The sequence below is a fragment of the Pseudomonas sp. AG1028 genome, from assembly GCF_007993955.1.
Classification (GTDB): domain Bacteria; phylum Pseudomonadota; class Gammaproteobacteria; order Pseudomonadales; family Pseudomonadaceae; genus Aquipseudomonas; species Aquipseudomonas straminea.
Window position 1 is genome coordinate 76080 of the sequence record NZ_VIVP01000014.1, and the last position, 21164, is coordinate 97243.

The window sequence follows — 21164 nt, forward strand, 5'->3', positions numbered from 1 at the left end:
GGCGCGACGCTTCTGATCTTCGCTGGGCAGTGAACGCACGGATTCGTACCCGGCCACCTTGCCATTCTCGTAAACGGGCGTGACATAGGCGCTGACCCAGTAGAAATCGCCATTCTTGGAGCGGTTCTTGACGATACCCATCCAAGGCTTGCCCTGCTTGATGGTGTCCCACATGTGGCCGAATACAGCTGGCGGCATATCGGGATGGCGCACCAGATTGTGCGGCTGGCCGATCAGCTCTCCACGTGTAAAGCCGCTGATCGCCACAAAGGCATCGTTGCAATAGGTGATCTTGCTGCTCAAATCAGTGGTGGAAATCAACCGCTCGTGGCCGGGAAAAGTCCTTTCCCGCTGAGTTACCGGAAGATTCTGACGCATGGTTGCAGTCCTTTAGTACGTGAAGGGTACGTCCTTTCCGCTCAACTATGTCTAGCACAGCAAAATAGCCGCGCCAGCACGGGCAGGCGGTAACGCTCAAACGCTGAACAGAAGACAAGCGCGAAGCCGCCAGCCGGCTCCGTGCCATACCCTCCCGAACGGGTCTGCTTTTTTGTCGGCAATTTTTTGAGCGACTTGAGAATACGTTGAACCAAGTTCAAGGCCGCTTGTCGGCAACGCGCGCGTCTCAGCACGCTGGGTACCAGCAATAAGGGCTATTGGAATAGGCAAAGGGTAATGCCGGATACATAAGTGAAAGGGCGAGCACCCATGAAAATGGTTCGATGCTTACGTATCGAACCGATCAACATGTCACTTATCGATAAAAGAAAACGAGCGCCAATCACCGCCAAGGCGTTGACGACTCAAAACAAGCGCCGAAAAGGACGCTTGTGGAGGAATTTCACGGGGGTGGATCAGCGGCGGCGACGGCGCTCTTCGGCCAAACGACGCTGCTCTTCGCTACGAATTGGAATGGGCTGCATGCGCGGGGCAAACAGGGCATTGAGCTGGGCAGTGATTTTTTCGAACCAGTTTTTCATAAGTGCATCCTCGAACTGCGCACGGCTTTGGTGACCGCTTGACTTGAGAGTAGCCCAAACCCTGGCGCGAGTGGAGAGCCAAGCAGCCTCAAAGCGTTGCAAGTCGCTACCGACTGTCGCTTTGTTTGTCAGCCAGCACGTCCCACCTCGCCTTAAAACTGATATTCGATGCCGGCCCCCGCATACCAGGAGCGCCCGGGCGCCGCTTCGTAAAAACGGCTGTTGCCATCGCCGACAATTACCGAGCCGACGTATTGGCGATCCAGCAGGTTATCCAGGCGCAGGGTCTGGTGGGTTTTCCAGGGGCCGAAGTGCTGCTCGAATCGCGTGCGCCAGTTGAACACTGTGTAGCTCGGCGCGGCTTTCTCGGCGTTGGTGTCCTCTACGTAAACCTTGCTGCGGTATAGGCCTTCGAGTGCCGTACTGATGCCGTCGACCGGCTTCCAGGCCAGCTCGCCGAATAGCGTGGTGCGAGGTACGCCGGGCAAATCGTTGCCTTTATCGATGCTGTTGTTGCCGGCGACGAAGCGCGAATCATAAGTTGCGGCCAGGTAGGTGTAGGCCAACGCAGCCGACCATTGTTCGGTGAACTGGCTTTCGACGCCTAGCTCGAAACCGCGCCGCAGGGTCTTGCCGGCGTTCTGGTAGCTGGTGCGGCCACCATTGCTGCCCGCTACGACTATCTCATCCTCGGTGTTGATCTGAAAGATGGCGGCGTTGATTCGAGTCGTTTCAGCAATGCGCGCCTTCAACCCGATCTCGTATTGAGTACTTTCCGATGGTCTCAGCCCATAATTCACGCCAACTCCAGCGGCATCTGGCGAGTAGGCCAATTCACCTTGAGTCGGCGTCTCAAAACCCTTACCCACACTGACGTAGCCGTTGAGATTTGGGGTAAAAGCATAACCAACGCTGACCGAAGGAGTGGCCTTGCTAAACCGCTTGTTACCGCTGTCATCCAAGTTAGTAGGAGTGATGTATTTATCATCGATATCAACTTCTACTGTGCTGTAACGAAGCCCGCCCTGCAGTGTCCAGTTACCTATTGTCCAGGTAGCCTGGGCATAAGGATCCAAGCTGGTCATCGTATCGATCTCGTCGCGACGTAACTCCCCCTTAATCCCAAGCTGATCGCCCACATAGTTTTGATAACCACGTCGATCATCACGGCTTTGGTCATAGTCGAGGCCAAATACCAGCTGAAGGTCCCCCGCGACTCCATTTACAGGTTGGAGCCAACGAACACTGCCGCCATGAAAATCCCTGTCGAAGTCCACAACCCCACCGCCACGGAGATTATTCGACGGAGTTAGGGTTCCTCCTGGTGTGTATTTGGGAATCGAAAGGTATTGGGTAACGCTGCGCTTACCAGCATAAGCCGTTAGCTGCAAAGTAGCGTCGCCAAAGTAGCGCTCGTAATTCGCCCCCAACTGTTGGTGATCAATGCTTTTGCGGGTGTTGTACGCCAACGCGTTCGCGGTTACCGATCTTGGATCCGCCTTATAAGCCTCCCACGCCTGCCCCAGCGGATCCTGGGTGCCGTTCTGCTCCAGGCTGCTATAGATCAGCGCCAGCTTGCTGTCTTCATCGGGCTTGAAATTGAGCTTGGCGAAGGTCTGGTCACGGCGCGCGGCGCTGTGGTCGCGATAGCCGTCGGTGTCCATGCGCGAGGCGTCGAGCACGAAGCCCACGCCGTCAGCTTCGCCTTCGGCGGTGAGGTGATTGCGGCTCAGGCCGTCGCTGCCAATCAGCGTCTCGGCGCCGATACGCGGGCGACCCGCACCATCGCGTGAGAACACCTGGATCACCCCACCGGCGTTGCTGCCGTACAACGTGGAAGCCGGCCCGCGCAGCACTTCGATGCGTTCGGCGGTGTCGAGGTTGAAGGTCGCCGCCTGGCCCTGCCCGTCCGGGGTGCTGGCGGGAATGCCATCGGTGATCAGCTTCAGCCCCCGCACGCCAAAGGCCGAGCGCGCCCCGAAGCCTCGGGACGATATCTGCAGATCCTGCGCGTAGTTCTGGCGGTTCTGCACCACCAGCCCGGGCACCCGCGTCAGCACTTCCGAGGCGTTGATGCCCAGCTGACCGTCACTGATCTGTTCGCGGTCGATGCTGTCCACCGAAAACGGCAGGTCGAAGCTCTGCGCCTCGCTGCGCGAGCCGCTGACCACGCTGGGCTCAAGCACCAGCGTATCGGTCGCCTCCTGCGCCTGCGCAGTGCCCGCCGCCGCACAGCCACATAACAGGATGGCGCGGCTCAGGTGGGAGAGTTCGAAGGGGCGCGATGGGGGGCTACAGCTCATTGGAAGATCCTTTCATAGTTCGACTCGGCGCCCCGTGGCGCAGCCACCCGGATCGAGTGGCCCAGGCAAGCGGGAGACTGACCGCTGGCCAGCTCAGCCACGCGGTCGCAAAGCCCGCCATTGTGACCGGTGCAGGCCTGAGGTGCGACCTGCAGGCCTGCGCCGTCGTTCAAACAATAGTGAGTCCCGGGCGCCTCGAGCACGCGACCATGGGCACGCCGCGCATTGCGACGGTAAGCCTATACCGGCGGACGGTGAGCTTGCCTTGCGTGCATCATCCAGCAACACTGCCGCCCTTCTTTAGATGACTGGAGCCCGCCGTGCGCCCTGCCGACATGCTGCGCCTCTTGCTGCTCGCTGCAATCTGGGGGGCCAGCTTCCTGTTCATGCGTATCGTCGCGCCAGTGATTGGCAGTATGCCGACCGCCTTCTTTCGCGCCTCCATCGCCATGCTCGGCCTGCTGGCAATCCTGCTGCTGATGCGGGTGAAATGGGACTTTCACGGCAAACTTGGCTTTTGTCTGGTACTCGGCGTGATCAATGCCGGCATCCCCTCGGCCATGTACAGCATGGCGGCGCTGGTGCTGCCGGCGGGTTACTCGGCGATCATCAATGCCACCACGCCGATGATGGGCGTGCTGATCGGTGCCTTGTTCTTCGCCGAAGCGATGACGATGAGCCGCGCGGCGGGTGTCGCCCTGGGCCTGTTCGGCGTCGCCGTGCTGACCCGCAGCGGGCCGGCGGAACTGGACATGGGCTTGCTGCTGGGCGCCTTCGCCTGCTTGCTGGCGACAGCCTGCTATGGCGTGGCCGGTTTTCTGACCCGGCGCTGGATCGCAGGCCGGCTGGATAACCGACTCACCGCGTTCGGCAGCTTGTTGGGCGCCAGCCTGTTCCTGTTGCCGCTGTTCGCCGGCTCACTGGCCTTGGGAGCGCCAACCAGCTGGGGCGGCTGGCTGGAATGGGCATCGCTGCTGGGCTTGGGGCTGGGCTGCACGGCGTTCGCCTATGTGCTGTATTTCCGCCTGCTCAACGACATCGGGCCGATCAAGGCATCGACCACCACCTTTCTGATCCCGATCTTTGGCGTGCTGTGGGGCGCGCTGCTGCTCGGCGAGCCGTTGTCCTGGGCGCATCTGTACGGCGGCGTGCTGATCGCTATCGCGTTGTGGTTGGTGGTTCGACCTGGAGCGAAGGTGCCGGCTTGATGCAGGCTCGCTTTTGGTGGGCTGAAGCCCACCCTACAACTGCATGTACCGCGTAGGGTGGGCTTCAGCCCACCAATTGGCAGATCACCTGACGTCCCTTAAGGCGTTCCCGCGCAGAGCATCGGGAACGATCTGGTCGTGCAAATCTACTGCTGCAGTTCCTGCTCGGTGAACAGGTCGCTGAACAGCATGCTGGTCAGGTAGCGCTCGCCGGAATCGGGCAGGATCACCACGAGGGTCTTGCCCTGCATCTCCGGCTGTTCGGCCAGGCGTACCGCTGCGGCCATCGCCGCGCCGCAGGAAATCCCGCAGAGAATGCCTTCTTCACGCATCAGGCGCAGGGCCATGGCCTTGGCGTCTTCGTCGGTGACCTGCTCGACGCGGTCGACCAGCGACAGATCGAGGTTCTTCGGCACGAAGCCGGCGCCGATGCCCTGGATCTTGTGCGGGCTGGGTTTGACTTCATCTCCGGCGATGGTCTGGCTGATCACCGGCGAAGAAACCGGCTCGACCGCCACGGACAGGATCGCCTTGCCCTGGGTCTGCTTGATGTAGCGGGAGATGCCGGTGATGGTGCCACCGGTGCCGACGCCGGACACCAGCACATCGATGGCGCCCTCGGTGTCGTTCCAGATTTCCGGGCCGGTGGTTTTCTCGTGGATCGCCGGGTTGGCCGGGTTCTCGAACTGCTGGGGCATGTAGTACAGCTCGGGGTTGGAGGCGGCGATTTCGGCGGCTTTCTCGATGGCGCCCTTCATGCCCTTGGCCGGCTCGGTCAGCACCAGCTCGGCACCCAGCGCCTTCAATACCTTACGGCGCTCCAGGCTCATGGAGGCCGGCATGGTCAGCATCAGTTTGTAGCCACGGGCGGCGGCGACGAAGGCCAGGCCGATGCCGGTGTTGCCGGAGGTCGGCTCGACCAGGGTCATGCCCGGCTTGAGCACTCCGCGGGCCTCTGCGTCCCAGACCATGTTGGCGCCGATCCGGCACTTCACCGAATAGGCCGGGTTGCGGCCTTCGATCTTGGCCAGGATGGTCACGCCCTTGGGCCCGAGGCGGTTGATCATCACCAGCGGAGTGTTGCCGATAGCCTGGGCGTTGTCTGCGTAAATGCGGCTCATGGTATACCGGTTCCTTGTCATGACTGAGCCCGTCAGCCTATGCCTCAAGCCCAGGCGCGTCCAGCGTCTGGAAAGTCGAACTCAGGCCGATCGGCGGCAGTCCACTTCCACACACCGCGCAACCGGACACCTCCGATGAAACGTCGCTACAGCCTGCCCCTGTGGATCTGCCTCGGCCTGCTTGCCCTGCTGCTGGCGGTGCACGTCGCCCTGCCCTACATGGTGCGCGACTACCTGAACGAAAAGCTGGCCGAAATGGGCGACTACCGCGGCCATATCGATGACATCGACGTGGCACTGTGGCGCGGCGGCTATCGGATCAACGGCTTGCGCATCGTCAAGGTCAACCAGGACCTCCCCGTCCCTTTCGTCGACGCACCGCAGATCGATATCTCGGTGAGCTGGAACGAACTGCTGGAAAAACGCGCCGTGGTCGCCCGGGTGGTATTCGAGCGCCCGGAGGTCAACTTCGTCGACGGCAAGAGCCGCGAGGATTCGCAGACCGGTGAAGGCACCGACTGGCGCGAACAGTTGAACAAACTGTTGCCTATCACCCTAAACGAAGCGCGAATCAACGACGGCACCCTGGGTTTCTACAACTTCAATTCCTCGCCGCCGGTGAAGCTAAAGGCCAACGCCATCCAGGCCAGCTTCTACAACCTGACCAACGTGGCGGACGAACAGGGCGACCGCGTCGCGCGTTTCGAGGGCAAGGCCAAGCTGATGAACCAGGCACCGCTGGAAGCCAGTGCCGTGTTCGACCCTTTCCACAACTTCCAGGATTTCGAGTTCCGCGTGCGCGCCACCAACATCGAGCTGCCACGCCTGAATGACCTGGCCAACGCCTACGGTAAGTTCGACTTCAAATCGGGCACCGGCGATATCGTCATCGAGGCCTTCGCCGAGGACTCCCAGCTCAGCGGCTACATCAAGCCACTGCTGCGCAACGTCGAGGTGTTCGACTGGCAGCAGGACGTAGAGAACCAGAACAAGGGTTTTTTCCGCTCGATCTGGGAAGCGGTGGTCGCCGGCAGTGAAAAGGTGCTGCGCAATCAGCCGCGTGACCAGATCGCCACCCGTGTGGAACTGCGTGGCAGCACCAAGCAACAAAACGTCAGCGCCTTCGAGGCCTTTATCGGCATCCTGCGCAACGGCTTCGTGCAGGCCTTCAACAGTGGTTTCGAACGGGACGCCGCTGAAGAGCCGTGAGCCGTCCATTCAGTGACTGAATACCTCGGCGGCGTTCACAGTTACAAGCTGCACAAGCTATAGTCGGCGCTTTCGCATTCGCCTGCCCCGCGTGAGGATTCCCGATGAAGTTCGAAGGCACCGAGCACTATGTCGCCACCGATGACCTCAAGCTCGCGGTCAATGCCGCCATCACCCTGCAGCGTCCGTTGCTGGTCAAGGGCGAGCCCGGCACTGGCAAGACCCTGCTCGCCGAGCAACTGGCCGAATCCTTCGGCACGCGGCTGATCACCTGGCACATCAAGTCGACCACAAAGGCGCACCAGGGCCTTTACGAATACGATGCGGTAAGCCGCCTGCGCGACTCGCAACTGAGCGCCGACAAGGTTCACGACGTTCGCAACTACATCAAGAAGGGCAAGCTCTGGGAGGCCTTCGAGGCCGAGGAGCGCGTTGTCCTGCTGATTGACGAAATCGACAAGGCCGACATCGAGTTTCCCAACGACCTGCTGCAAGAACTCGACAAGATGGAGTTCTACGTTTACGAAACCGACGAGACGATCAAGGCCAGGCACCGGCCGATCATCATCATCACCTCGAACAACGAAAAGGAGCTGCCGGACGCCTTCCTGCGCCGCTGCTTCTTCCACTACATCGCCTTTCCGGATCGTCAGACTCTACAGAAGATCGTCGACGTGCACTACCCCGGCATCAGCAACAGCCTGGTGGCCGAAGCGCTGGACGTGTTCTTCGACGTGCGCAAGGTGCCGGGCCTGAAGAAAAAACCCTCGACCAGCGAGCTGGTCGACTGGCTCAAGCTGCTGATGGCCGACAACATCGGCGAAGCGGTGCTGCGCGAGCGCGACCCGACCAAGGCCATTCCGCCACTGGCCGGTGCCCTGGTGAAGAACGAGCAGGATGTGCAGTTGCTCGAGCGTCTCGCCTTCATGGCACGTCGCGGTAACCGCTGATGCATAGCGGCAGTTGCCTGTGCGGCACGGTGAAATACCAAATCGACGCGCCCATCGAATCGGCCAGTCATTGCCATTGCAGCCAGTGCCGCAAAGCTCATGGCGCGGCATTAGCCAGCTACGGCAACGTGCGCCGCGAACACTTTCGCTTCACCGAAGGTGAGGCATCTGTCAGCACCTTCAATTCTTCGCCGAGCGTGAGCCGTACCTTCTGCCAGCGCTGTGGCTCGAACCTGCAATGGTTTTCCGAGCAGCCTTACCCCAAGTGGGTGTCGGTGGCGCTTGGCACGCTGGACACGGCCCTGCCGACGGTCGAGCAGAAGCACATCTACACCCGCTCGAAGGCCGACTGGTACTGCCTCAACGACGGCCTGCCCGTCGATGACCGCCACTGAGGACGCGCCATGCTGCTCAACCTGTTCAACGAAATGCGCGCGGCCAAGGTGCCGGTGTCCCTGCGCGAGTTGCTAGACCTGATCAGTGCGCTCGAGCACAAGGTCGTGTTCGCCGACATGGACGAGTTCTATTACCTGGCTCGTGCCATTCTGGTGAAGGACGAGCGGCACTTCGACAAGTTCGACCGGGCCTTTTCCGCCTACTTCGACGGTTTGCAGAACCTCGATCAGCACCTCGAAGCGTTGATTCCCGAAGAGTGGCTGCGCAAGGAATTCGAGCGTTCACTGACCGACGAGGAACGCGCGCAGATCCAGTCGCTTGGCGGTCTCGACAAGCTGATCGAGGAGTTCAAGAAGCGCCTGGAAGAACAGAAGGAACGCCACGCTGGCGGCAATAAATGGATCGGCACCGGCGGCACCAGCCCCTTCGGCTCGGGCGGCTACAACCCGGAAGGCATCCGCGTCGGCGATGCCGGCAAGCGCCAGGGCAAGGCGGTCAAGGTGTGGGACCAGCGCGAGTACAAGAACCTCGACGACTCGGTGGAGATCGGCACGCGCAACATCAAGGTCGCACTGCGCCGCCTGCGCAAGTTCGCCCGCCAGGGCGCCCAGGACGAGCTGGACCTGGACGGCACCATCGACCACACCGCCCGCGACGGCGGCCTCTTGAACATTCAGATGCGCCCGGAGCGTCGCAACACGGTCAAACTGCTGTTGCTCTTCGATATTGGCGGTTCGATGGACGCTCACGTGAAGGTCTGCGAGGAGCTGTTCTCGGCCTGCCGTACCGAGTTCAAGCACATGGAGTATTTCTACTTCCATAACTGCGTGTACGAATCGGTGTGGAAGAACAACCTGCGCCGCACGTCCGAGCGGGTGTCCACCCACGACCTGCTGCACAAGTACGGCGCCGACTACAAGGTGGTGTTTATCGGTGACGCGGCCATGGCGCCCTACGAGATCACCCAGCCTGGCGGCAGCGTCGAGCACTGGAACGAGGAAGCGGGTTACCTGTGGCTGCAGCGCTTTATGGAAACCTACAAGAAGCTCATCTGGATCAACCCCTACCCGCGCGAAGCCTGGGACTACACCAGCTCGACGCGCATCGTCCGCGATCTGATCAACGACCAGATGTTCCCGCTGACCCTGCAGGGTTTGGAAGACGGCATGCGTTTTCTGGCCAAGTAGTTGCGCATCTGAGGCCCGGGTCGAGCGCAGCGACACCCGGGAGATGGGCAACCTGGGTACCGCTTCGCTCAACCCAGGCCACGCAACTTGCGCAATACCGAATATCGCTTGGTGGGTTCATGCACGCACTAGCGCATGCGCGGCGTCTGTCGCTCGGGCACGCTGCGACGCTCGCGGCGCCGAAACGGCAGAACCAGCAACAGCACAATGCTCTCCACAATCCAGGCCAGGAACAGTGCGCAGGCGATACCCCAGGCGATTGCTTCAGGCGCGAGGAGCACCTGATAGCGATAAGCGGCGCGGGTTTCCGCCAGCAACTGTGCGTCGGCCGCGGTCGCCAGGTGCCAAACCTGTCGATACCACGGCCCCTGCATGGCCAGGGACTCCTGCTCCAGCAGCGCCGAGCGTTCGACCAGCAGGCCGACGCTGCGCGCATCGCTTTGCATCACCGGGTCGCTGCTATTGCGGTAGTGGCCGACCAGTCGCTGCAAGTCGCCATTGAAGAAGCGCCGGGCAGTGTCGCGAAAGCCGCTCAGGCTCTGCTCGGACTCCAGTCGATGGGCCTCTACGCGCTTGGCGTAATCATCGATGAACCCCGGTATCTGAACGCCGAGCAACAGGCCGAGGGCGAACAACGCCAGACGCAGATAACTTCGAATCATCCTTCCCTCGCGGCCCCGCCACGCGGGACATCTGTCAGTTGCTCAGGCCTTGGGCGATGCACTCGCCCGCGCGCCACAAACGCCATTCACCCGGCTGGTAGACCGACCAGGCTTCGTTGTCGGTCAACGGCTCGGTGGCCAGCACCGAAACTACGTCATCGGGCGTGGTTTCTGCGTGAAAATCCACGCTCATGTCGGCGTCACGCAAGTGCGCAGGGCCGAACGGCGCACGCCGGGTGATGTGCGCCAGCTTGGTGGAGCAGAAGCTGAACAGCCAGTCGCCATCGCTGAGCAGGCAGTTGAACACGCCATGCTGTCGATAGGCCGCGCAGGCCGCGACAAGTTCAGGCAACAGCACCTCGACCGGCACGGCTTCCGGGAAGCTGGTACGAATACGGTTGAGCAAGTCGCAGAAGGCCGACTCGCTGTCGGTGTCGCCCACCGCACGGTAGAAGCTCAGGGCCGGGCGGAAGTCGGCCAGTTGACCGTTATGGGCGAAGCACCAGTTGCGCCCCCACAGCTCACGCACGAAGGGATGGGTGTTGGCCAGGCACACCCGGCCGACGTTGGCCTGGCGAATATGTCCGATCACCACTTCGCTCTTGATCGGGTAACGCTGCACCAGCTGCGCCACTTCCGACTCGCTGCTCGCCCGCGGATCCTGAAACAGGCGCAGGCCGCGCCCTTCATAGAAGCCGATGCCCCAGCCATCACGATGCGGCCCGGTACGTCCGCCCCGCTGCATCAGCCCGGTAAAGCTGAAAACGATATCGGTAGGGACGTTGGCACTCATGCCGAGCAATTCGCACATGGCCGGGCTCCCGACTGGTCAGGCTTACAAACGCGGTTCGACGCGCGCGCCGCGGCCGCTGCGTGGCGCCGAATAAGTGGGTTCTTGCTCCTGCTGCAGGCGCTCGCGCAGGGTCAGGTCGCTGTCTTCGCCCTGCTGCTCTTCGCGCGCCGCCTTGCGCGCCTTGGCGCGGCTCAAGAACGGCCAGCGAATGGCTACGAATACCAGGTAGACGGCAAAGGCGATCATCCCGTACATGGCCAAATCCGCCACGGCGCGCCAGGCATTGCTGCCGACCTTGAACAGCAGATCGAGGGCGACGATCGCCACGGCCGGGGCGAACAGATCCTTGGCCGGGTCGACGATGGTCGGGCAAAACAGAAGGATCGCCACCAGCACGCGCAGCGGCTCGCGCAGGTAGCGCCACATCCAGCTGGTCAGCTTGAACCACACCAGCAGGCAGCCCAGTGCGGCAATCGCGTAGGCGCCCCAGGCGAGGAGATAGTCGTTTTCGATCATGAGGGCGGTGTTCCCTGGCTTGACTGGGCTCGCGCAGGCGGCAGCGCATTTACGCGGTCGCCAGACGACAAAGGCGCTTATGATAACGGCTTTTACCCGGTTCGGCGCCTTCGCAGCCTTCCTAAAAACCAGTCGCAGCAGTTTTTGGAAACGCCCCAAGGTCGCCCCGCGCTCTGGAGACACTCATGACCACCGCCCCCATCGCCCGCAAGGCCTCTGGCGCCGATCCCTATAACTGGCTGGAAGCACGCGATAGCGACGAGGTACTGGAACACCTGCGTGCCGAGAACGCCTACCTGGAAAGCCAGCTGGACGACCTGCCGCTGCGCGAGCAGCTGTTCCAGGAAATCAAGGCGCGCATCCGCGAAACGGACCTGTCGCTGCCCACGCCCTGGGGCGACTACCTCTATTACCAACGCACCACGGCAGGCGATGACTACCCGCGCCACTATCGCTGCCCTCGCCCGACCGATGACAGTTTGGCTATCGATGAAAAGGCCGAGCAACTGCTGCTGGATCCCAACGAGATTGCCGCGGGCGGCTTTCTGTCCCTGGGCGCCTTCAGCATCAGCCCAGACCAGCAGCGCCTGGCCTACAGCCTGGACACCAGCGGCGACGAGATCTATCGGCTGTTCGTCAAGGAGCTGGCTAGCGGCACCATCACCGAGCTGCCGTTCGAGAACTGCGACGGCAGCATGACCTGGGCCAACGACAGCCAGACCTTGTTCTACGGCGAACTGGATGACACCCACCGCCCTGCCACCCTGCATCGTTTTCGCCTGGGCGATGCGCGCAGCAGCCAGGTTTTCCACGAAGCCGACGAGCGTTTCTTTCTCAGCTGCTATCGCAGCAGCTCCGAGCGCCAGCTGGTGCTACTGCTGGGCAGCAAGACCACCACGGAATGCTGGGTTGTCGATGCCGAAAGCCCCGACCGGGCCTTTCAGTGCCTGGCACCGCGCGAGGAAGGCCACGAGTACTACGCCGACCACGGCAAGCTGGACGGCCAGTGGGCCTGGCTGATTCGCAGCAACCAGAGCGGCATCAACTTCGCGCTGTACAGCGCAGCGCCCGAGCAGCCCAGCCGGCCTCACTGGCAGGAACTGGTGGCGCACGACGAACACGTCATGCTCGAAGGGGTCAGCCTGGCGGAGTCGGCGCTGGTACTCAGCCTGCGCGAAGGCGGCTTGCCGGTGATCGACGTACGTCCGCAGGGCATGGCCGGCTACCGCGTCAGCCTGCCGGATGCGGCTTACAGCCTGTACGTGCAGGACAGCCTGGAGTTCAGCAGCCCGGTGATTCGCCTGCGCTACGAGGCGCTCAATCGCCCGGCGCAGATCCGCGAACTAAACCTGGCTGACGGTACCCAGAAGGTGCTCAAGGAAACACCGGTACTTGGCGACTTCGATGCCGACGATTACCTAAACCAACGTCTATGGGCGACCGCGCCGGACGGCACCCAGGTACCGATCAGCCTGGTGGCGCGCCGTGATGCCCTGGGCCAGGCAGCGCCACTTTATCTATATGGCTATGGCGCCTACGGCGAAAGCCTCGACCCCTGGTTTTCCCACGCACGGCTGAGCCTGCTCGACCGCGGCGTGGTGTTCGCCATCGCCCATGTGCGCGGTGGCGGTGAACTGGGCGAAGCCTGGTATCGCGCTGGCAAACTCGCCTACAAGCAAAACAGCTTCAGCGATTTCATCGCCTGCGCCGAACACCTGATCGCCAAGGACTTCACCAGCGCCTCGCAGCTGGTGATCAGCGGCGGCAGCGCCGGTGGTCTGCTGATCGGCGCCACGCTCAACCTGCGCCCGGAGCTGTTCGCCGCCGCCATCGCAGAGGTGCCCTTCGTCGACGTGCTCAACACCATGCTCAACCCGGAACTCCCGCTGACGGTCACCGAGTACGACGAATGGGGCGACCCCAACGAGCCCGAGGTGCACGCGCGGATCAAAGGCTACGCCCCTTACGAAAATGTAAAGGCACAGCGCTATCCGGCGATCCTCGCCGTGGCCGGCTACAACGATAGCCGCGTGCAATACTGGGAGGCCGCCAAATGGGTGGCGCGGCTGCGTGAGCTGAAGACCGACAACAACCTGCTGCTGCTCAAGACCGACCTCGAAGCCGGCCACGGCGGCATGAGCGGCCGCTACCAGGCCATTCGCGATGTGGCCCTGGAATACGCCTTCATCTTCAAGGTGCTCGGCATAAGCGCGGCAGGCTGATAGCGGGTGATCGCAGCGGACGGCGTCAGTCAGGAACCTGCTCGCCTGGCTGCTCGGGGATCAGCTCATGCGGGTCCTCGGAAGCGTCATCGGCCGCTTCGGTGGAGCCGTCGTTGTCGCGCCCGTCACGAATCACCGGCGGGGTATCGGGGTCGACCTTGGAAGGGTCCGGTACCTGCGGCGTCTGAGTGGCGCCAGCCGGCTCGGGTGGTGCCGACTGAGGCTGCTGCGCCTGGGCAATGCCGGCCATCGACAGCAGGCTGATCAGCACGAGTGACGGGGTGCGCATGGTCTGTACTCCAAAAAGTGGAACGTGCTGCGTTGGGCATTGGCCGCCGACGGAAAGTGCAGACTGATTGCACAGCCCCAACTATATACTGCGCCAAACGCCAGCCAGGAACGATCATGAGCAGCCCAACCACGCCGACCTCCAAGCTCGACCGCATTCTCGCCGAAGCGCAGCGCAGCCGTGAAGAAGGCTACCGGGACAAGGCGCTGCGCATGTACCCTCACGTCTGTGGCCGCTGCGCCCGCGAATTCTCCGGCAAACGCCTGAGCGAGCTGACCGTGCACCACCGTGACCACAACCACGACAACAACCCCCAGGACGGCTCCAACTGGGAGCTGTTGTGCCTGTTCTGTCACGACAACGAACACGCCCGCTATACCGATCAGCAGTATTTCAGTGAAGGCTCCACGGCCAGCCAGACCGGACCGAAGACTACCCACAAGGCTTTCGCCAACCTGGCCGAGCTGCTGCAGAAAAAGTCCTGAGAAGCGTATAAAGCCCACAAACCGTATAATGCCGGCCCTTTTCTCGAGGCCTGGTCCGTGGGCAACAAACGATACAGCTGCATCGGTCTCTACAATCCGAAATCGCCGGAAAACGTCGGCGCCGTGATGCGCGCCGCCGGCTGCTACGGCGTGGCGTCGGTCTTCTACACCGGCAAACGCTATGAGCGCGCCCGCGACTTCGTCACCGACACCAAGCGTGTGCACCTGGATATTCCGCTGATCGGCATAGATGACCTGCAGAAAGTCATCCCCTTGGGCTGCACGCCGGTCGCCGTGGAACTGGTCGATGGCGCCCGCCCCCTGCCCACCTACACGCATCCGGATCGTGCCTTCTATATCTTCGGCCCCGAAGACGGCTCGCTCGACAAGAGCATCCGCGACTGGTGCGAAGAAGTGGTCTACATCCCCACCGAGGGCTGCATGAACCTGGCGGCCACGGTCAACGTGGTGCTCTACGACCGCCTGGCCAAAGGCAACAACACCCGCACCGGCGCCAAGTACTGAGTCAAATCGCAGGCAAAATAAAGCCCGGACGATGCCGGGCTTTGTTTCAGGGCTGACCGATCAGGACATTTCGGCCTCGCCACCGGTGCGGCTGTAACCATCTTCGGCAACCAGTTTGCCGCCTACATGCTCGTAACCGCTTTCAGCGATCTTGCCACCGGTACGCTCGTAGCCATCTTCGGCAACCAGTTTGCCGCCTACATGCTCGTAACCGCTTTCAGCGATCTTGCCACCGGTACGCTCGTAGCCATCTTCGGCGACCTGTTTGCCGCCTACATGCTCGTAACCGCTTTCAGCGATCTTGCCACCGGTACGCTCATAGCCATCTTCGGAGACCAGTTTGCCGCCTACATGCTCGTAACCGCTTTCAGCGATCTTGCCACCGGTACGCTCGTAGCCATCTTCAGCGACCAGTTTGCCGCCTACATGCTCGTAACCGCTTTCAGCAATCTTGCCGCCGGTGCGCTTGTAACCGTCTTCGGCCACTTTCTGAGTGCTGATCGAGTGCGAAGTGTTGGCGTCTACCGGGCCTTGGGGCAGTGCGAATGCAGCGCTGGCAAGGGTGGCGATGAACAGGCTGGCGATAAATTCAGTTTTCATGGTGAGCTCCTTGGGAGGACGTAAGTGGGTATGGAGCTCATGTTACTCAAGAAAATTTGATCAAAAACTTGATCGCGCAAATAGTAAAGATCGACTCCATTGATATCTATATAACCATTTGTAAATAAAAGACTTTATTCTTTTAAACATGCCCTAAACGGCTGCATACCGGGCATTTTAGGCACGAAAATAAAGATCAAAAAAATAGATAAATCTAGAGATGTGTGGGTTTTAATGCAGGAACCAACAGTTTTTCAGCGCACTGAGATGCAGATCCAGGGCTGGAACGCGAAGTTTTCGAGAGCAGAAGCGCCTATGCGTACAGAGATCATGCATAGGGCTGGGGAGGGATCGACCACCGCGCATCATCTGCGCGATGGCCTAAAGGATCAGCGCAGCAGCCGGGTATCCAGCACCTTGGAGCTGCGGCCCATGACGTTTTCGGTAATTTCGATAAAGTCCTTGGTGCTGGCCTTGTCCAGGCGCATCAGGCCGCGGGCCACGTCGTCGAGGGAGCGCTGCTGGCCATCCTTGGTCGCCTGGCGAATCTCACGGTCGAGCTCCTGCAGCAGCAGTACTGCCCGGGCGGTAACTGGCCCGGTGGAGGTTTCGGTACGCAGCGACTTGACCGGCTTGCTCCATTTGATCAGGTGCTCGCGGACTTTCTGGTAGCGGTCTTCGCTCAGCCCACCGGCGCGACGCATCACCTCAATAGCGTAGTACTCGGCGATGCCTTCGCTGATCCAGTCGCTCTTGTCGGTGTCGCTGATGCGGCTGAACACGTGCACCAGCTCGTGCACCAGGGAGCTGGTGCCGTTCTCGCTGACCAATGGGCGGTCGGCATGCATGAAATAGGAATTGGGCGCCGACAGGCCACCGCGCCACATCGGGTCACCGGCGCCGACCACCAGCAGCTTGGCGGGGTCGCGCGGGAATACTGCCTGCATTTCCGGCCAGACGAAGGTCAGCAGGGTCAGCGCATCCATCCGGCGCATGCCCTCGCCCACCGGTGCGGCGACGGTCACCTGGGTTTCGCCGAGCTTGGCGCGGCGGGTGCCGATCTTGCCAGCCAGGATCCAGCCCGTAGGCCGGTCGAACTTGCGCTGCGGGTTGTCGATGCGAAACTTGTTCTTGCCGACTCGCGGCCAGCCGGTCTCGACGCTGCGCCAACCCTTGGGCAGGTCGAACTCCAGGCGCGCGACCAGATCGGTGCCGTCGACCTGATTGAGTACCGCGCTGGGAATCAAATCATCACCGCGCAGCAGTGCCCAGTCCTCGGTCATGCGCGCATCGAAACGCCCTTCCCCGCGCGGATGATCGACACGCACCTTGTAGCTCAGCGTGCTCTTGCCCTTGGCCGGCACCCACAGGCCGCGGTCATCGCCTTCCGGCTTCCACTCGCCATCGGCCTTGAAGTCGCTGTAATAACCCTCGTCGCCGAGGTTGAAATTTAGCCCGCGCACACGCTCGCCCTTTTCCAGGGTGATGCTCACTTCTGCCTCGTCGCTCTGCGGCAGGAATTTGACCTTGTAATCCAGATCGACCTTTTCGGCGGCCCACAAGGGTGTGCCGGTACTCAACAGAACAGCGGACAGCAGCAGGCAGCGAATCGACATACGGGAGACTCCAGAACGGACAAGCGATACGTCACGGGGATCAGCGCACAAAAGACTATGCGCAACGGGGTCATCAAACACCAGCGCGCTTAAACGAGCCTTAACGGCTCATCACAGACACTCAGCCAGCGCGAAAGATCAGGTGATCTTCCCAATCATCCTCGGCCACGGCGTTCTCACTGAGCATGCGCCCGGCCTGGGAAATGCGCTCGCGGTGCACGGCATCGGGGTCGCCGCATACCAGATGATGCCAGGACGGCAGGTCCTTGCCCTCGCTGACCAGCCGGTAACCGCAGGTTGGCGGCAGCCACTGGAACTGGTCGGCCTGGGCCGGGGTAAGCTGGATGCAGTCGGGCACGAAGGTCTTGCGATTCGGGTAGTCGCTGCAGCGGCAGCTCTGCAGATCGAGCAGCTTGCAGGCGATGCGCGTGTAGTACACCGCGCCGTCGTCCTCGTCCTCCAGCTTCTGCAGGCAGCACAGCCCGCAGCCGTCGCACAGCGACTCCCACTCCTGGTGATCGAGCTGCTCGAGGGTCTTGTGTTGCCAGAAGGGATGCGCAGGTGCGGCCATGGTCGAGCTTGCAGGGAGGAAACGAAAAGGCCGGCAGTCTAGGTCTGCCGACCGCACAGTACAAGCCGCGCGCGACGGCGCGCTCAGTAGCCGCGGGCGAAATCCACCAGACCGTGCAGCTCGGCACCGGCCTGATAACGCTGCAGGTTGGCCAGGAACAACTCGACCAGCAGGTGCGGCAGGGTCGGCGCCGCGCTGTGCCCGGTCAACGTCAGGTTGCGCGCGGTCCAGAATGGATGGCCGGGCGGCAGCGGTTCTTCGCGGCAGACATCGATCACCGCCGCGGCCAGTTGGCCAGCAGCCAGCACGGCGACCAGATCCTCATCGACCACCGACGTACCACGCCCGGCGTTGATCAGTACCGCCGAGGGCTTGAAGCGAGCCAGCAAGGCGGCGTCATAGATATCCCGGGTCGCGGGCGTATTGGGCAGCAGGTTGACGACGTAATCGGCCTGGGCCACCAGCCGAGGCAATTCGCCGAGCGCGGCCACTTCCGTGAACGGCGCAAGGGTTCGCGGGCTGCTGGCAACGCCGCTCAATTCGACGTTGAACGGCTGCAGAAAGCGGGCGACCGCTGCGCCGATTTCACCGGTGCCGACGATCAGCACCCGGCGCCCGGCCAGGCTGCCCGGCAGGCGGCCATCCCAGCGCTGCTCACGCTGCGCCTGCTGGCGGGCGACCAGCTCGCGCTCATGGGCGAGCATATGGCACAGCACGTACTCGGCCATGATCTGCCCGAACACGCCGATCGCTCTAGTGAGCCGATAATCGCGGGGCAGGTCGTCCGCCAGCAGCGGTGTAATACCTGCCCAGGTCGACTGCAGCCAGGCCGGCTTGTGGCCGGCGCGCAGCACGCTGGCGAACAGGTCGGGCTCGCCCAGCCAGATCGGGCAACGGGCGGCCTGTTCGGCTAGCGCCGCGCCCTCGCCCACGACGAGTTCGAGCTGTGGCGCAGCTTGCTGCAGCAATCGCTGGTACTCGGCGTGATCCTGCTCGGCGATCAGTACACGCATGGCATCGCTCTCCCCTCAGACCGGATCGTTACGGCGCAACAGTTCCTCGGGAAGATGCTGGATGTAATCCTCTTCCGGCGGCGGCATCTGCAGGTGATAGCCCTGGTTGTCGAGGTTCTCCAGCACCTTGGTGATGTCCTCGCGGGCCAGGGTGCGCTCGGGCGTGAGCACCATGTCGAAGGCATGCACGGGCGCGCCGAAGGCACCCAGCAGTGGCTCGGGCACCCGGCTCAGCGCATCGGCACGCAGCACGTAGAGGTACATCTCGTGCTTGCGCGGGCTGCGGTAGATCGAGCAGATACGTTTCAAGCAGCTTCTCCTTCATCGGCCAGGCAATCGAGCAACGCCTGGCCCATCAATTCACGCCGCCAGCCGCGCAGGCTGTCGGGGAGGCGGTAGGGGCCGTTCGGATAGCCGCTCTTGAGCAGCGCCTCGAGGGTTTTCTTGCGCAGCATCAGCTCGGGGACGATTCCCAGGCGCTCGCCTTCACGCTGGCCGATCGCGCGCAGCTTCTTGAGCAGCCCCGAGGCTTCGATCGGCAACGGCTCGGGCATTGCCGGCGGCCACTCGGCCGGTGACAGTGCGGCGGCCTCGCGGATCAATTGCAGGATGGTCTCGCCATCCTGGCGCACGGTTTTCGGGTGCATGTCCTCGATGCGCGCCAGGCTGACCAGATCGTTCGGCTGATGGCGCGCCAGCGGCCATAGCGAATGCTCGCGCAGGATACGGTTGCGCGGCTGATTGCGCGCCCGCGCCTGACGTTCACGCCAGGCACACAGCGAACGCAATACGGCCAGTTGCGCGCGGGACAGCTTCCAGGCCAGCTTGGCTTCGCGGTAGGCGTCCTCGGGCGAGGTCTCGCGGCGCAACCCGGCGGCCAGCTCAGCGCCGTCCTCGAGCACCCAGGCGTTCTTCTCGGCGGACAGCCTGGCCTGCAGGCGACGATAGAGTTCGGCCAGGTGCACGACGTCTTCGGCGGCGTAGCTGACCTGGGTCTCGGACAACGGGCGCTGCAACCAGTCGGAGCGGGTCTCACCCTTGGGCAGTTCGATCTCCAGCACGGCCTGCACCAGGCGCGAATAGCCCATGGAGAAGCCGAGATTGAGGTAGCCGGCGGCCAGTTGCGAGTCGAACAGCGGTGCCGGCAGGCTGCCGGTCAGGCGCAGGAACACCTCCAGATCCTCGCTGCAGGCGTGCACTACCTTGACCACCTGCGGGTCTTCGAGGAATGCGGCGAACGGTGCCCAATCGCCGATCAGCAAGGGGTCGATCAGGTAGGCACGCTCGCCCTCGCTGACCTGCAGCAGACCGGCGATCGGGTAGAAGGTATCGACACGCATGAACTCGGTGTCCAGCGCCACGAAGGGCTGTTTGCGCCAGACAGCGCACTGCGCTGCCAGGCTGGCGTCGTCTCGAATCCAGACAATTTCGATGGTCACGCGGCTCTCCCGTAAAGATTGCCGCGCAGTATATCCCGTGAGCCTCTGCCGTGCGCTCATGGCAACTCATTGCGCAGTTGCGCCCGCAAGCCATCGGAAACGCACAGCATGGGTTCGCGCAGTTCATCGGCGATCATGCCCTGCAATGCCAACGCGGCCTTGACCGGCGCGGGATTTGGCTCGCTGAAGGCCAGGCGTATCCACGGCAACAGCTCACGGAACAGCGTACGCCCGGCAAACAGGTCACCCTCGCGCAGCAGGCTGACTACCCTGGCGAAGTCGGCGGTACGCAGGTGCGCGGCTGCGGAAATGGCGCCGCTGCCGCCCAGGCACAGGGTGGCGAAGATCTGCTCGTCCTCGCCGGTGAGCACATCGAGCTGGCCATCGGCGATCAGCGCCTGGGTCTTGCGCACGTCACCACCGCAGTCCTTGATCGCCACGATGCGCGGGTGCCGGGCCAGTTGCCGCAGGGTCTGCAGTTCCAGGGTCACAGAGCTGCGATAAGGAATATCGTAAAGAATGATGGGCAGCCGCGAGGCCTCGGCGAGAGCCAGGAAGAACGCCTGCAAACCGTCTTGCGACGGCCTTATGTAGTACGGCGCCGGTACCAGAATGCCGGCCAGCGGGCGGCGCTGGATCCGCTGCAGGCGGGCCAGCACTGCCGCCTGGTTGTTGCCGGCAAGACCCATCACCACGCGGCTGGCCGGCACCACCTCGAGCACGGCATCCAGCACCGCCAACTGCTCCTGCTCATCCAGGGCTGCCGCCTCGCCGCTGGTGCCGCAGACCACCAGCCCGGCCGCACCGCTTTCGATCAAATGCGCCGCCAAGGATCGCAATGCCGGCAGATCCACCTGCCCGCCGCGAAACGGCGTTACCAACGCAACCCAGATACCGGAAAATGTAGACATGCTTGCAACTCCTCGGTGTAGACCGTCTGGTCACCGTCGATGGAGTGCGGGAAGGGAGTGTAGCGAAGGGATGCTTCGACTCTGCGCCTCTGTCCTGTCAGCCCATCTGACGGGACAGCGCGCCCCGGTCAAATGAGCGACTGTTTCTTCGACTTGCCAGCGTCCAGG

Annotated in this window: 22 protein-coding genes and 1 pseudogene; 8 read left to right on the forward strand and 15 right to left on the reverse strand. The window is 62.4% G+C overall.

Annotated elements, in window-relative coordinates:
* Window positions 1-96: 96 nt before the first annotated feature.
* The 3 genes and pseudogenes from FB481_RS23750 to FB481_RS21525 all read right to left on the reverse strand — a co-directional run.
* Window positions 97-378, reverse strand: a pseudogene (locus FB481_RS23750) (PAS domain-containing protein); the annotation flags it as partial.
* 476 nt (window positions 379-854) lie between these two features.
* A complete protein-coding gene (locus tag FB481_RS23410; RefSeq protein WP_013791016.1) occupies window positions 855-980 on the reverse strand; it encodes a PA1414 family protein in 126 nt (41 codons plus the stop codon).
* A gap of 152 nt (window positions 981-1132) precedes the next feature.
* Entirely contained in the window at window positions 1133-3283 is a 2151-nt protein-coding gene (locus FB481_RS21525; protein WP_147177719.1) for a TonB-dependent receptor, read from the reverse strand.
* A 320-nt stretch (window positions 3284-3603) separates the two neighbouring features.
* Between FB481_RS21525 and FB481_RS21530 the strand changes: the two genes are divergently transcribed.
* Window positions 3604-4491, forward strand: a complete 888-nt coding sequence (locus FB481_RS21530; protein WP_147177721.1) for a DMT family transporter — start codon at window positions 3604-3606, stop codon at window positions 4489-4491.
* A gap of 146 nt (window positions 4492-4637) precedes the next feature.
* Here the strand turns inward: FB481_RS21530 and cysK are convergent, their stop codons facing one another.
* Window positions 4638-5612: a cysteine synthase A gene (cysK, locus tag FB481_RS21535; protein ID WP_093503402.1), complete on the reverse strand. Its 975-nt coding sequence runs from the start codon at window positions 5610-5612 to the stop codon at window positions 4638-4640.
* A 135-nt stretch (window positions 5613-5747) separates the two neighbouring features.
* On the opposite strand from cysK, the gene FB481_RS21540 reads away from it, so the two are divergent.
* The 4 genes from FB481_RS21540 to FB481_RS21555 all read left to right on the forward strand — a co-directional run bounded on the left by FB481_RS21540 (window position 5748) and on the right by FB481_RS21555 (window position 9354).
* Window positions 5748-6821 carry a DUF748 domain-containing protein gene (locus FB481_RS21540; RefSeq protein ID WP_093503400.1) on the forward strand — a complete coding sequence of 358 codons (1074 nt, stop codon included), beginning with the start codon at window positions 5748-5750 and terminating at the stop codon, window positions 6819-6821.
* Between the two features lie 104 nt (window positions 6822-6925).
* Complete coding sequence (locus FB481_RS21545; protein WP_147177723.1) at window positions 6926-7771, forward strand: MoxR family ATPase; 846 nt, start codon at window positions 6926-6928, stop codon at window positions 7769-7771.
* On the forward strand, window positions 7771-8166 hold the full coding sequence (locus FB481_RS21550) for a GFA family protein (protein ID WP_147177725.1): 396 nt from the start codon (window positions 7771-7773) through the stop codon (window positions 8164-8166). The genes FB481_RS21545 and FB481_RS21550 overlap by 1 nt, the downstream gene beginning before the upstream one ends.
* A gap of 9 nt (window positions 8167-8175) precedes the next feature.
* Window positions 8176-9354 (forward strand): VWA domain-containing protein, encoded by a 1179-nt coding sequence (locus FB481_RS21555; protein ID WP_147177727.1) that lies wholly within the window; start codon window positions 8176-8178, stop codon window positions 9352-9354.
* Between the two features lie 128 nt (window positions 9355-9482).
* Here FB481_RS21555 and FB481_RS21560 read toward each other — a convergent pair whose 3' ends face one another.
* Genes FB481_RS21560 through FB481_RS21570 form a run of 3 tightly spaced genes read right to left on the reverse strand, consistent with a single transcriptional unit; the run spans window position 9483 to window position 11325 of the window.
* Window positions 9483-10016, reverse strand: a complete 534-nt coding sequence (locus FB481_RS21560) for a DUF2937 family protein (RefSeq protein ID WP_147177729.1) — start codon at window positions 10014-10016, stop codon at window positions 9483-9485.
* Between the two features lie 34 nt (window positions 10017-10050).
* A complete protein-coding gene (locus tag FB481_RS21565) occupies window positions 10051-10827 on the reverse strand; it encodes a class II glutamine amidotransferase (protein WP_147177731.1) in 777 nt (258 codons plus the stop codon).
* A gap of 24 nt (window positions 10828-10851) precedes the next feature.
* Window positions 10852-11325 (reverse strand): MFS transporter, encoded by a 474-nt coding sequence (locus FB481_RS21570; protein WP_147177733.1) that lies wholly within the window; start codon window positions 11323-11325, stop codon window positions 10852-10854.
* A 185-nt stretch (window positions 11326-11510) separates the two neighbouring features.
* Between FB481_RS21570 and FB481_RS21575 the strand changes: the two genes are divergently transcribed.
* Entirely contained in the window at window positions 11511-13547 is a 2037-nt protein-coding gene (locus FB481_RS21575) for a S9 family peptidase (protein WP_147177735.1), read from the forward strand.
* Window positions 13548-13572: 25 nt separating this feature from the next.
* Here the strand turns inward: FB481_RS21575 and FB481_RS21580 are convergent, their stop codons facing one another.
* Window positions 13573-13836 carry a hypothetical protein gene (locus tag FB481_RS21580; RefSeq protein WP_093503384.1) on the reverse strand — a complete coding sequence of 88 codons (264 nt, stop codon included), beginning with the start codon at window positions 13834-13836 and terminating at the stop codon, window positions 13573-13575.
* Between the two features lie 116 nt (window positions 13837-13952).
* Here FB481_RS21580 and FB481_RS21585 point away from each other — a divergent pair, with 116 nt between their 5' ends.
* Together FB481_RS21585 and FB481_RS21590 are read left to right on the forward strand one after the other, a co-directional pair.
* Window positions 13953-14321 (forward strand): YajD family HNH nuclease, encoded by a 369-nt coding sequence (locus FB481_RS21585; protein ID WP_027905052.1) that lies wholly within the window; start codon window positions 13953-13955, stop codon window positions 14319-14321.
* A 57-nt stretch (window positions 14322-14378) separates the two neighbouring features.
* Complete coding sequence (locus FB481_RS21590) at window positions 14379-14846, forward strand: RNA methyltransferase (RefSeq protein WP_027905051.1); 468 nt, start codon at window positions 14379-14381, stop codon at window positions 14844-14846.
* A gap of 60 nt (window positions 14847-14906) precedes the next feature.
* On the opposite strand, the gene FB481_RS21595 is transcribed toward FB481_RS21590, so the two are convergent.
* The 7 genes from FB481_RS21595 to dapA form a co-directional block, all read right to left on the reverse strand.
* Window positions 14907-15446: a heme utilization protein gene (locus FB481_RS21595; RefSeq protein WP_178109917.1), complete on the reverse strand. Its 540-nt coding sequence runs from the start codon at window positions 15444-15446 to the stop codon at window positions 14907-14909.
* Between the two features lie 389 nt (window positions 15447-15835).
* Complete coding sequence (locus tag FB481_RS21600) at window positions 15836-17062, reverse strand: hypothetical protein (protein ID WP_147177736.1); 1227 nt, start codon at window positions 17060-17062, stop codon at window positions 15836-15838.
* A gap of 121 nt (window positions 17063-17183) precedes the next feature.
* Window positions 17184-17633 (reverse strand): YcgN family cysteine cluster protein, encoded by a 450-nt coding sequence (locus FB481_RS21605; protein WP_147177738.1) that lies wholly within the window; start codon window positions 17631-17633, stop codon window positions 17184-17186.
* Window positions 17634-17716: 83 nt separating this feature from the next.
* Complete coding sequence (locus tag FB481_RS21610) at window positions 17717-18646, reverse strand: D-2-hydroxyacid dehydrogenase (protein ID WP_147177740.1); 930 nt, start codon at window positions 18644-18646, stop codon at window positions 17717-17719.
* A 15-nt stretch (window positions 18647-18661) separates the two neighbouring features.
* On the reverse strand, window positions 18662-18955 hold the full coding sequence (locus FB481_RS21615) for a YcgL domain-containing protein (protein WP_093503372.1): 294 nt from the start codon (window positions 18953-18955) through the stop codon (window positions 18662-18664).
* Window positions 18952-20085, reverse strand: a complete 1134-nt coding sequence (gene rnd / locus FB481_RS21620; RefSeq protein ID WP_147177742.1) for a ribonuclease D — start codon at window positions 20083-20085, stop codon at window positions 18952-18954. Before rnd ends, FB481_RS21615 begins: the two co-directional genes overlap by 4 nt.
* 56 nt (window positions 20086-20141) lie before the next feature.
* Window positions 20142-20996 carry a 4-hydroxy-tetrahydrodipicolinate synthase gene (gene dapA, locus FB481_RS21625; protein ID WP_093503368.1) on the reverse strand — a complete coding sequence of 285 codons (855 nt, stop codon included), beginning with the start codon at window positions 20994-20996 and terminating at the stop codon, window positions 20142-20144.
* Between the last annotated feature and the right edge of the window lie 168 nt (window positions 20997-21164).